Below are 10,823 nucleotides of genomic sequence, written 5' to 3'. Positions count from 1 at the left end.
AGCGAACGAACCGCCGCCCTCAACGACTACCTCCACACCTACAACTACCATCGCTGCCACACCGCACTCGAAGGCCAACCCCCGATCACCCGCGTTAACAACGCCGCGAGTCAATACACCTAGGCCGTGCGGCGCCGCAGCGTCGCCGCGCCCAGGGCGAGGACGGTGATGGCGCTGGCCGAGACGATCACCGCGTCGCGCACGAAGTCGCCCGTCACGTCCGCGTGTTGGAGGACCTGCGTCATGCCGTCGACCGAGTAGGACATGGGGAGGACGGCGGAGACCGCCTCCAGCACCGGCTGCATCGTGTCGCGCGGGGCGAAGAGCCCGCACAGCAGCAGCTGCGGGAAGATCATCGCCGGCATGAACTGCACGGCCTGGAACTCGGAGGCCGCGAAGGCCGAGACGAAGAGGCCGAGCGCCGTGCCGAGCAGCGCGTTCAGCAGGGCGACGAGCAGCAGCAGCCAGGGCGATCCCGCGATGTCGAGGCCGAGCAGCCAGAGCGCGACGCCGGTGGCCAGCGTGGCCTGGAGGACGGCGAAGGCGCCGAAGGCGAGCGCGTAGCCGGCGACTAGTTCGGCCTTGCCGAGCGGCATGGTCATCAGGCGTTCCAGCGTGCCCGAGGTGCGCTCCCGCAGCGTGGCGATCGAGGTGACCAGGAACATCGTGACCATCGGGAAGATGCCGAGCAGCGAGCTGCCGATGAAGTCGAACGAGCCGCGGTCGGCGTCGAAGACGTAGTAGAGGAGCACCAGCAGCAACACCGGCACCAGCAGCAACAGGGCGATGGTGCGCGGGTCGTGCGCGAGCTGGCGCAGCACGCGGCGGGCGGTGGCGAGGACCCTGCTCGGGCTCAGGACGGCGTTCACACCCGCTCCTCGGCGACGTCGGCGTCCACCAGCCGGAGGAACGCGTCCTCCACGGTCTCGGCGCCGGTGCGGTCACGCAGTTCGGCCGGGGTGCCGTCGGCGAGCAGGCGGCCGGCGCGCATCAGCAGCAGCCGTTCGCAGCGGTCGGCCTCGTCCATCACGTGCGAGGAGATCAGCAGCGTGGTCCCGTGCCGGCCGGCGAGCCGGTGGAAGAGCGCCCACAGGTCGCGCCGCAGCACCGGGTCGAGGCCGACGGTCGGCTCGTCGAGGATCAGCAGTTCGGGTGAGCCGAGCAGCGCGGCGGCGAGGGAGGCGCGGGAGCGCTGGCCGCCGGAGAGGTTGGCGGTGAGCGCGCCGGCGTGCGCCGTGAGGTCGACGTCGGCCAGCGCGGCGTCCACCCGGGCGGCGAGGTCGACGCGCGGGACGCCGAGCACGGCCGCGTAGTACTCCAGGTTCTGCCGGACGGTGAGGTCCGGGTAGACGGACGGCGCCTGCGTCACATAGCCGATGAGGTGCCGCAGCGGCGGGCTGCCGGCCGGTTGGCCGAGGACGTCGAGGGTGCCGGTGACCCGGGCCTGGACGCCCGCTATGGCGCGCATCAGCGTCGTCTTGCCACAGCCGGAGGGGCCGAGCAGGCCGGTGACCGAGCCGCGCCGGACGGTGAAGTCGAGTCCCTTGAGGACCTGGGCGCGGCCGCGCGCGACGCGCAGGTCGCGTGCCCGCACGGCCGCCTCGCCCATCCGAGATTTATTCATCACGCGTTTAATAAAAGCGCCGACCGGCCCCCGGGTCAAGTCCCGGCACCGACGCCGGCACGTAGGCTTGGCGCCGTGGCACATCGCGCGGCAGACCAGAAACCGGCGACGAAGGTGGGGCTCTCGACCGCCTCCGTCTATCCGGAGAACACCGCGGCCGCCTTCGAGATAGCGGGCCGGATCGGGTACGACGGGGTCGAGGTCATGGTGTGGACCGACCCGGTCAGCCAGGACCTGGACGCGTTGCGCCGTCTCTCCGACGAGCACGGCGTGGAGATCCTCGCCGTCCACGCGCCCTGCCTGCTGGTCACCCAGCGGGTCTGGTCCACCGACCCGTGGACCAAGCTCGACCGGGCGCGGGAGGCGGCCGAGCGGCTCGGCGCCGGCACGGTCGTCGTGCACCCGCCGTTCCGCTGGCAGCGCGGCTACGCCCGCCACTTCGTCGCCGGCATGCGGCGGATGCGGAACGAGACGGACGTCACGTTCGCCGTCGAAAACATGTACCCCTGGCGCTACCGGGACCGCGAGATGCTCGCCTACGCCCCCGGCTGGGACCCGACCGACGAGGACTTCCCGCACTTCACGCTCGACCTGTCCCACACCGCCACCTCCCGCAGCGACGCGCTCGCCATGGCCGAGCGGATGGGCGACCGGCTCGGCCACGTGCACATCGCGGACGGCACCGGCTCCGGCAAGGACGAGCACCTGGTGCCGGGGCGCGGCGGCCAGCCGTGCGCGATGCTGCTCCAGCGGCTCGCCGCGTCCGGATACGCGGGGCACGTGGTGGCGGAGATCAACACGCGCCGGGCCACCTCGGCGGCCGAGCGCGAGGCCGACCTCGCCGAGGCGCTGGACTTCACCCGCCGCCACCTCGCGACGCCGGTGCCCCACCCGACCCCCGCGACCCCGTCCGCCGGGACCACCCGGTGAGCTCGGGCCCCACCCCGCCGGCCACCGGGCGCCGGCGGGGCCGGCCGCCGCGCGCCGAGGCGGCGGACGGCTCCCCGGCCACCAGGGACCTGATCCTGGCGGCGGCCCGCGAGGAGTTCGCCGAGCGCGGCTACGACCGGGCCTCGATCCGCGGCATCGCCCGGGTGGCCGGCGTCAACCAGGCCCTCGTGCACCACTACTTCGGCACCAAGGAGCAGGTCTTCGGCGCCGCCGTCGCCGCGGCCGCCGCGCCCGCCACCGACAACCTGGCGCACAGCGCGGACGTGCCGCTCGACCAGTTCGGGCGGTGGTTCACCGGCGTCTTCCTCCAGGTGTGGGAGAACCCGGTCACCCGGGCCCCGCTGCTCGCCATCGCCCGCTCGGCCATCACCAACGACACCGCCGCGGGCATCTTCCGCGGCTTCCTCGGCGCGCGCCTCGTGTCCCGCATCACCGAGCGCATCGGCGACGCGCCGGACGCCCGGCTGCGCGCGGAGCTGGCCGCCGCGCAGCTGGTCGGCACGATGCTGCTGCGGTACATCCTGCGCGTCGAGCCGCTGGCCAGCGCCGACGCGAGCGAGCTGATCGACCGCCTGGCCCCGGCCGTCCAACACCACCTGACCGGCCCGGCCCCCGACCGCGGCGGGGCCCCGGACTACGACGCGGGCACCGACTCCTCGTCGGCCGGGGGCTCGGTCGGCTCCGGGTCCTGATCCTCGGGCGGCGGCGTGCCGGGCGGCGGCTCGGTGGGCGGTGGCTCGGTGGGCGGCGGCTCGGTGACCCCGTCGCCCTCGACGGTGATCACGGCCGCCGCCGGCTCGATCGTGATCCGGCCGCGCCACGGGCCGGCCGGCTCCCGCGCCCGGTCCACCGTGACCTCGATCACGGCCGACTCGCCGGGGTACAGCGTGCCGCCGGTCTCGCTCAACGCCAGCCAGTCGGCGTCGGTGGCCGCGGACCAGTGCACGGGCGCCTCGCCCCCGGCGGTCAGGGTGATCCGGCTGCCGACGTCGGTGGGCACCGCGTCGACCGTCAGCGTGCCGCGCGGGGCGGGGGACGAGGGCTCGCCGCTCCCCCGGTCGGCGCCGCCGGCCGCCTCGCTCTCCGGCCGCTCCTGGCCGGGCGCCGGGGCGCCGTCGGTGGCGGCCCCGGGAGGCGCGTCGTCGGCGCCCGGGCCCGCCCACTCGGCCACGCCCCCGTCCGGCGTCGGCCCGCCACCGCCCGGCCCCGGCTCGGCCCCCGGGACGGCGCCGTCCTCGGCGGTCGCCGCGGTGTCCTCGCCGTCGCCCACCTCGCCGATCACCGGCGCCGAGCGGTACGCGGCCCACAGCGCCAGCACGGGCGCGGCCAGCACGGTGGCCACCACCGTGGTCGTCACGGCCCGGCCCCGCAGCCGCTCGCGGCGCGCCGCCCGGTCCTTCTCCTCCACCGGGAAGCCGGCCCGGTCGTAGCGGGGCGCGTGCTGGGCGCGGGCCCGGTGGATCGCCAGCCTGGCCGCGCGCACCGCGGTCAGCGGCGCGGCCAGCACGGTGAGCCGGCCGGCGCCGCCGGGCGAGGTGCCGGGCCAGCCGACGCCGGCCATGGCCCGCTGGGCCACGAGCCGGCAGGACGGGCACTCGTCGACGTGCCGCACCAGCTCGCGGCGCAGCCCGGGGCCGAGCAGCAGCATCCGGTCGTCGCCGGAGAGCGCCGCGACGGCCGGGCAGCCGGCCGCGTCGACGGCGGCCAGCGCGGCCCTGGTGCGCTCGACCTCGCAGGCCGCGGTGGTGAGCAGGGCGTGCGTCGCCGAGGCGGAGAGCCGCAGCACGCGGGCGACCTCGGGCACCGAGAGCTGGTGGCGGACGGCGAGCTCCAGGGCCTCGCGCTGCTCCCGGGTGGTGCCGGCGGCCTCGGGCCAGGCGAGCGCGGCCAGCTCCCGGCGGCGGTGCCTGGCCTCCTCGTGGTCGCCGACGGCGCGCGGGCCCGCCGTGCCGCCGTCCTGGTCGGCGGCGAGCCGGCGCACGCACACCCAGCGGGCGAGCGCGTAGAGCCAGGGGCGCTGGAGCTCGGGCGCGGCGGGCCGGCGGCCGCGCTCGTGCTGCCGCTCGGCGAGCGCCAGCGCCTCGCCGAGGGCGGCGGTCGCGGCGTCGTGCTCGCACATGATCGACAGGCAGTAGGTGAAGAGCCCGTCCAGGTACGCCTCGTCGTAGGCCTCGGCATGCGCCGAGCCGCGCGCTGGCCCGGCGGCCGCGGCCCGCCCGGCGTGGCCACCCGCGCGGCGCCGGTCGCCTCGTCGGCGGTCGACGCGCGTGGGCCCGACGCGCTCTGCGAGGCCGACGGGTTGTTGCGCCGGATCGGCGCGCAGGGCTCGCGAGGGAGCGCCGCGCACGGGGTCCACGCGCTGAGCATCACCGTGATGCGGTGCCTCGACACGCTGACGGTCGGCACGCCAGGGCTCCCCGGGCGCCCCGCGTGGCGGCTCAACGCGCGACGGCGCGCCCCGCTGCGCCGGCTCGGCGCCCTGCGCGTCCACGCGCGAAGGCGCGTCCTGTTGTGTGGGGTCGGCGCGCGTGGCACCGTCGCGCGCCCCGCGGCGGGACGCACCTTCGAACCGGTAGGCCGGCAGGCCGGAACGGTGGGCCGACAGGCCGGCACGTCGGGTCATCACCCAGCGACCGTAGGCGCCCGGCGGTCGCCTGCCGCGCCACCCGCGCGAGGTTCCCCCTAACGGGTGAGTTCACGGTGACAGGGGCGACGACGATGTGTCAGTGCCCGCCGGTAACGTTCCGCACATGGCTCGCAAAGCTGATCGTCCCGCGTACCGGTGCTCCGAGTGCGGCTGGTCCACCGCCAAGTGGCTGGGCCGCTGCCCCGAGTGCCACGCCTGGGGCACGGTGGAGGAGGTCGGCGCGGCGCCGGCGCTGCGCACCACCCCGGTGGCCAGGGTGGCCTCGCCCGCGCTGCCGATCGGCCAGGTGGACGGGCAGCGGGTGACCGCCAGGGGCACGGGCGTGCCGGAGCTCGACCGGGTGCTCGGCGGCGGCCTGGTGCCGGGCGCCGTGGTGCTGCTGGCCGGCGAGCCGGGCGTCGGCAAGTCCACGCTGCTGCTCGACGTGGCGGCCAAGGCAGCCTCGGCCGACCGGCCGACGCTCTACGTCACGGGCGAGGAGTCGGCCGGCCAGGTGCGGATGCGGGCCGACCGGATCGGCGCCATCCACGACCACCTCTATCTCGCCGCCGAGACGGACCTGGCGTCCGTGCTGGGCCAGTTGGACGTGGTGAAGCCGGCGCTGCTGGTCCTCGACTCGGTGCAGACGATCGCCTCCGCCGAGCTGGACGGCGCGCCCGGCGGCATGGCCCAGGTGCGCGAGGTGGCCGGCGCGGTGATCCGGGCCTCCAAGGAGCGCGGCATGGCCACCATCCTGGTGGGCCACGTCACGAAGGACGGCGCGATCGCCGGGCCCCGGCTGCTGGAGCACCTGGTGGACGTGGTGCTCCACTTCGAGGGCGACCGGCACGCCAGGCTGCGCCTGGTGCGCGGCGTGAAGAACCGGTACGGGGCCACGGACGAGGTGGGCTGCTTCGAGCTGCACGACGAGGGCATCACCTCGCTCGCCGACCCCTCGGGCCTCTTCCTCACCCGGCGGGACGAGCCGGTGCCCGGCACCTGCCTCACGGTCACCCTGGAGGGCCGCCGGCCGCTGGTCGCCGAGGTGCAGTCGCTCACCGTCGCCACCCAGATCCCCTCGCCCCGGCGCACCACCTCGGGTCTGGAGACCTCGCGGGTGTCGATGATCCTCGCCGTCCTCGAGCAGCGCGGCCAGATAGCGGCCCTGGGGAAGAACGACATCTACACGGCGACGGTGGGCGGGGTGCGGCTCTCGGAGCCGGCCGCCGACCTGGCCGTCGCCCTGGCCCTGGCCAGCGCCGCCAGCGACACCCCGCTGCCGAAGAACCTGGTGGCGGTGGGTGAGGTGGGGCTCGCCGGCGAGGTGCGGCGGGTCACCGGGGTGCAGCGGCGGCTGTCCGAGGCGTCGCGGCTCGGCTTCACGCACGCGCTGGTGCCGGCGGACTCGGGCGAGGCGCCGCCGGGGATGCGGGTGATCGAGGTCGCGGACATCGGGGAGGCGCTGCGGGTGCTGCCCGCCCGCCGCCCCCGGCGGCCGCGCGAGCCCGGGGACGAGGCGCTGGCGGCCGAGCCCAGCCGGGGAGCGGAGGCGCGCCGGTAGACTCATGCGCATTCGTCTCGTCCCCCGGAGGATTGCATGGCAGCCAGCGACCGGCCGGCGGGTCCGGCCAGGGCCGGGGGTGGCTCCGGAGGTGAGGGCCTGCTCCGGGCCGCGCTGAGCGCCGTGGCCCCCGGCACCCAGCTGCGGGACGGCCTGGAGCGCATCCTCCGGGGGAACACGGGCGGCCTGATCGTCCTCGGCGTCGACCGCACGGTGGAGTCGCTGTGCACGGGCGGCTTCGTGCTGGACGTCGAGTTCACGGCGACGCGGCTGCGCGAGCTGTGCAAGCTGGACGGCGCGGTCATCGTGGACCGGGACATCTCCCGGATCGTGCGGGCCGGCGTGCAGCTGGTGCCCGACCCCAGCATCCCCACCGAGGAGACCGGCACCCGGCACCGCACCGCCCAGCGGGTCTCCATCCAGACGGGCTTCCCGGTCGTCTCGGTCAGCCAGTCGATGCGCCTGGTCGCGCTCTACCTGGACGGCCAGCGGCGGGTCCTGGAGGACTCGGGCGCGATCCTGTCCCGCGCCAACCAGGCGCTGGCCACCCTGGAGCGGTACAAGCTGCGGCTCGACGAGGTCACCGGCACGCTCTCCGCGCTGGAGATCGAGGACCTGGTGACCGTGCGGGACGTGGCGGCGGTCGCGCAGCGGCTGGAGATGGTGCGCAGGATCGCCGCCGAGATCGCCGAGTACGTCGTCGAACTCGGCACGGACGGCCGGCTGTTGTCGCTCCAGTTGGACGAGCTGATCGCCGGCGTCGAGCCGGAGCGGCAGCTGATCGTCCGGGACTACATCCCGGAGGCCGCCGGCAAGCGTTCCCGCCGGGTGGCGGCCGCGCTCGCCGACCTGGACGCGCTCGACCACGTCGAGCTGCTGGAACTGCCCACGGTGGCCCGCGCGTTGGGTTACGGCGCGTCCCCCGAGGCGCTGGACACCACGGTCTCGCCGCGCGGCTTCCGGCTGCTGGCCAAGGTGCCGAGGCTGCCGGGACTGGTCATCGACCGCCTCGTCGACCACTTCGGCGGCCTGCAGAAGCTGCTCGCCGCCAGCGTGGACGACCTCCAGGCGGTGGACGGCGTCGGCGAGACCCGCGCCCGCTCGGTCCGCGAGGGCCTCTCCCGGCTCGCCGAGTCCTCGATCCTCGAGCGGTACGTCTGACGCTCCGCCGGGCGGGCCGTCAGTCCTCCTCCAGGAGGAACGACGTCTGCACCACCTCGTAGCCGTCCAGCGTGGCCTCCGCGAGATAGGTGCCAGGATCCGCCGCCCGGCCCGGGCTGCCGCACGCGTCGGCGTCCGAGTGCCGCTGGTCCCAGCTGATGGCGTGGCTCGCGGTGCCGCCCGCCGGCACGGCGGTCGGCACGGAGCGCGCGCCCTCCGGGCAGTGGGCCGAGGACCACACCAGGTCGTCCTCGGCGTCCGAGAGGGTGACCGTCAGCCGGTCGAGCCCGAAGTCCAGCGCGCAGGCCGCGCCCGAGCCGTTCTGCGCGGTGAGCCGCAACTCCGGCTCGTCCTCGGGGCCGTACGCGTTGGCCTCGCTGCGCAGCGACAGCGTCACGTCGCCCGGCCCGCAGGCCGGCAGCCCCGCCGGGTCGAGCGCGGCGCCGCCGCCGCTGCCGCCCGCGTCCGTCTGCTGGCCGCCGCCGCCCGCACCCGCGCCCGCGTCCTCGCCGGCGCCGTCCGCCTCACCGTCACCGGCACCGCCACCGGCCCCCGCCGAGCCGTCCTCCTCGTCGGCCGTGGACTCCTCGCGCCCGCCGGGACGTTCGTCGATCAGCGACTCCGAGGGCTGCGGCGACCCCGGCGTGATGGTCTCGGCAGGGCCGCCGTTGCCGTCGTCGCCCGCGTTGTCGGAGCCCCCGCCCCCGCCTCCGCCACCGCCCCGCAGCGCCCAGAACACGAGCAGCGCCACCAGCGCGAGCAGCAGCAGGAGCACGGCCCTGCGACGCCAGTAGATGGCAGAGGGCAACGGCCCGACCGGAGTACGCAGAGATCCCACGCGGAAACCTTACGAGACTTCGGTCACTCTCTCGCGCCCCACCCTTCGCACTACGCGGGTCAACACGCGCGCGCGGTCCGCTTTGTGCCGTGCCCGCGACATGCCAGGATCGCCCTTGCCATGACTGCGACGACTGCGACCACAGCCACCGACCCGAGCACCGCCACCGGCGCGCCGACGACAGCCGACGACCACACCGCCCTCCACTCCCGCGTCATCGAGTGGTTCGGCAAGCATGCCCGCGACCTGCCCTGGCGTCGGCCCGAGGCCGGTGCCTGGGGTGTGATGGTCAGCGAGTTCATGCTCCAACAGACGCCGGTCAACCGCGTCCTGCCGGTCTACGAGGAGTGGCTCAGGCGCTGGCCGCGCCCCGCCGACCTGGCCGCCGAGGCGCCCGGCGAGGCGGTGCGCGCCTGGGGCCGCCTGGGCTACCCGCGCCGGGCCCTGCGCCTGCACAGCGCGGCCGCCGCCATAGCGGAACGGCACGGCGGCGAGGTCCCGACCGACCACCACCAGTTGCTCGCGCTGCCCGGCGTCGGCGAGTACACGGCGGCCGCGGTGGCCTCGTTCGCCTACGGGCAGCGGCACGCGGTGCTGGACACCAACGTGCGGCGGGTGTTCGCCCGCGCGGTGACGGGCACCCAGTTCCCGCCCAACGCCACCACCGCGGCGGAGCGCAAGCTGGCCCGGATGCTGCTCCCCGAGGAGCCGGCGACCGCGGCCGGTTGGGCGGCGGCCACCATGGAGCTCGGCGCGCTGCTGTGCACGGCGCGCGCGCCGGAGTGCGGGCGTTGCCCGATCGCCGACCTCTGCGCCTGGCGCCGCGCCGGCTCCCCACCCCACGAGGGCCCGGCCCGCCGCGGCCAGACGTACGCCGGGACCGACCGCCAGGTGCGCGGCAAGCTGCTCGCCGTGCTGCGCGAGGCCGTGGCGCCGGTGCCGCAGTCGGTGCTCGACCGCGTCTGGCACGACCCGGAGCAGCGGGCCCGCGCCCTGTCAGGACTGCTCAGCGACGGCCTGGCCGAGCGCCTTCCGGACGGCCGGTACCGTCTCCCGGGCGCGCGTTGAGCGTCGGCCGCCCCTCGTCCGGCGCCAGCGGCGGCACCACCGTCCTGGCGTCGACGCCGGCGAACCACAGTCCGATCAGATAGGCCGCCGTCGCCTCGAGCAGCCCCGCCCGGTCGAGCCCACCGCCCGGGACGGGAACGCACCCGAGGTCGGCGACGAGCCGCCCCACCGTCTCCACCGCCGCCGGATCGTCCCCACAGACCGGCACGGCGAACGGGGTGGGGCCTCCCGGTGCCTGCCGCCAGAACTCGCTGCTGGCCAGGCTGAACGCCTTCACCACCCGCGCCCCGGGCGCGGCGGCCGCGATCCGCTCCGCCATGGCAGGACCGCCGGCCGTGGCCAACGCGACCCTGCCGGGTATGAGCGGATTGGTGCAGTCGACCACCACCCGCCCTGCGAGCGACCCCGCCTGCCGCACCACGTCCTCCGCGACCTGACTCGGCACCGCGACCAGCACCACCTCCCCGAACGCCGCCGCCTCGACGAAACCACCGCGCCCGCTCGCCCTGACCTCGTGTCCGGCCTCCTCCCACCGACCGCCGAGCGCCCGGGCCATGTTCCCGGCCCCCAGAATCCCGATCCGCACTTCTTGCCCCTCTCTAGCTTTCCTGGCTGAGAGGGGAACGGTAGGAAACCCGAAAGGTACCGATCGGTGTTCATCGCGGACTGCCAGGCCAGGCTGGCCTTCGACCTGCTCGCCCACACCTGGAACCCGGTGCTGCTCTGGACCCTGCGCCACGGCCCCGCCCGCCCCGCCGACCTGCGCCGCCGCGTCGGCGGCATCAGCCCCAAGGTCCTGACCGAGACCCTGCGCCGCCTCGAACACCACGGCCTCGTCACCCACCGCCGCTACCGCGAGGCGCCACCCCGCGTGGAGTACGAACTGACGGCGCTGGGCCGTACGCTGCTGCCAGCCATCGAGGCGTTGGGCGACTGGGCACACACCCACGGCGACGACGTCCTCGCGGCGCAGGACCGTGCCCGTTGACGTGTG

11 protein-coding genes and 1 pseudogene are annotated in these 10,823 nt (G+C 75.7%); 7 read left to right on the top strand and 5 right to left on the bottom strand.

The features are described from left to right. Positions 1–123 (top strand): annotated as a pseudogene (locus RNC47_RS24630) (IS481 family transposase); the annotation flags it as partial. On the opposite strand, the gene RNC47_RS24625 reads toward RNC47_RS24630, so the two are convergent. Then, complete coding sequence (locus RNC47_RS24625; RefSeq protein WP_394814864.1) at positions 120–869, bottom strand: ABC transporter permease; 750 nt, start codon at positions 867–869, stop codon at positions 120–122. The pseudogene RNC47_RS24630 and the gene RNC47_RS24625 overlap by 4 nt on opposite strands. Further along, the gene (locus RNC47_RS24620) at positions 866–1,624 is read right to left on the bottom strand and encodes an ABC transporter ATP-binding protein (RefSeq protein ID WP_311601740.1); all 759 of its coding nucleotides are present in this window, start codon (positions 1,622–1,624) and stop codon (positions 866–868) included. The genes RNC47_RS24625 and RNC47_RS24620 overlap by 4 nt, the downstream gene beginning before the upstream one ends. Positions 1,625–1,699: 75 nt before the next feature. Between RNC47_RS24620 and RNC47_RS24615 the strand changes: the two genes are divergently transcribed. Together RNC47_RS24615 and RNC47_RS24610 are read left to right on the top strand one after the other, a co-directional pair. Then, the gene (locus RNC47_RS24615) at positions 1,700–2,554 is read left to right on the top strand and encodes a sugar phosphate isomerase/epimerase family protein (protein ID WP_311601739.1); all 855 of its coding nucleotides are present in this window, start codon (positions 1,700–1,702) and stop codon (positions 2,552–2,554) included. Next, positions 2,551–3,267, top strand: coding sequence for a TetR/AcrR family transcriptional regulator (locus tag RNC47_RS24610; protein WP_311601738.1), 717 nt, complete (start codon positions 2,551–2,553; stop codon positions 3,265–3,267). Before RNC47_RS24615 ends, RNC47_RS24610 begins: the two co-directional genes overlap by 4 nt. Here the strand turns inward: RNC47_RS24610 and RNC47_RS24605 are convergent. Further along, positions 3,210–4,931, bottom strand: a complete 1,722-nt coding sequence (locus RNC47_RS24605) for a BACON domain-containing protein (RefSeq protein ID WP_311601737.1) — start codon at positions 4,929–4,931, stop codon at positions 3,210–3,212. The two genes, RNC47_RS24610 and RNC47_RS24605, sit on opposite strands and share 58 nt — an antisense overlap. 394 nt (positions 4,932–5,325) lie before the next feature. Here RNC47_RS24605 and radA point away from each other — a divergent pair, with 394 nt between their 5' ends. Together radA and disA are read left to right on the top strand one after the other, a co-directional pair. Then, a complete protein-coding gene (gene radA / locus RNC47_RS24600; protein ID WP_311601736.1) occupies positions 5,326–6,762 on the top strand; it encodes a DNA repair protein RadA in 1,437 nt (478 codons plus the stop codon). 36 nt (positions 6,763–6,798) lie between these two features. Beyond that, positions 6,799–7,923: a DNA integrity scanning diadenylate cyclase DisA gene (gene disA, locus RNC47_RS24595; RefSeq protein WP_311601735.1), complete on the top strand. Its 1,125-nt coding sequence runs from the start codon at positions 6,799–6,801 to the stop codon at positions 7,921–7,923. A 19-nt stretch (positions 7,924–7,942) separates the two neighbouring features. On the opposite strand, the gene RNC47_RS24590 is transcribed toward disA, so the two are convergent. Then, positions 7,943–8,731, bottom strand: a complete 789-nt coding sequence (locus RNC47_RS24590) for a hypothetical protein (RefSeq protein ID WP_311601734.1) — start codon at positions 8,729–8,731, stop codon at positions 7,943–7,945. Between the two features lie 150 nt (positions 8,732–8,881). On the opposite strand from RNC47_RS24590, the gene RNC47_RS24585 reads away from it, so the two are divergent. Further along, positions 8,882–9,829 (top strand): HhH-GPD family protein, encoded by a 948-nt coding sequence (locus tag RNC47_RS24585; RefSeq protein WP_311601733.1) that lies wholly within the window; start codon positions 8,882–8,884, stop codon positions 9,827–9,829. On the opposite strand, the gene RNC47_RS24580 is transcribed toward RNC47_RS24585, so the two are convergent. Further along, on the bottom strand, positions 9,768–10,415 hold the full coding sequence (locus tag RNC47_RS24580) for an NADPH-dependent F420 reductase (RefSeq protein WP_311601731.1): 648 nt from the start codon (positions 10,413–10,415) through the stop codon (positions 9,768–9,770). The genes RNC47_RS24585 and RNC47_RS24580 overlap by 62 nt on opposite strands. 66 nt (positions 10,416–10,481) lie before the next feature. Between RNC47_RS24580 and RNC47_RS24575 the strand changes: the two genes are divergently transcribed. After that, complete coding sequence (locus RNC47_RS24575) at positions 10,482–10,817, top strand: winged helix-turn-helix transcriptional regulator (RefSeq protein WP_311601730.1); 336 nt, start codon at positions 10,482–10,484, stop codon at positions 10,815–10,817. Positions 10,818–10,823 lie beyond the last annotated feature (6 nt).

It is taken from the genome of Streptomyces millisiae (assembly GCF_031845425.1).
Classification (GTDB): Bacteria; Actinomycetota; Actinomycetes; order Streptomycetales; family Streptomycetaceae; genus Streptomyces; species Streptomyces millisiae.
This window is presented reverse-complemented; position numbering and strand designations above follow the sequence as displayed.

Excerpts from the sequence above, each read along its gene's own strand:
- disA (WP_311601735.1), top strand. The coding sequence starts at position 6,799 with ATGGCAGCCAGCGACCGGCCGGCGGGTCCGGCCAGGGCCGGGGGTGGC.
- radA (WP_311601736.1), top strand. The coding sequence starts at position 5,326 with ATGGCTCGCAAAGCTGATCGTCCCGCGTACCGGTGCTCCGAGTGCGGC.
- RNC47_RS24585 (WP_311601733.1), top strand. The coding sequence starts at position 8,882 with ATGACTGCGACGACTGCGACCACAGCCACCGACCCGAGCACCGCCACC.
- RNC47_RS24620 (WP_311601740.1), bottom strand. The coding sequence starts at position 1,624 with ATGAATAAATCTCGGATGGGCGAGGCGGCCGTGCGGGCACGCGACCTG.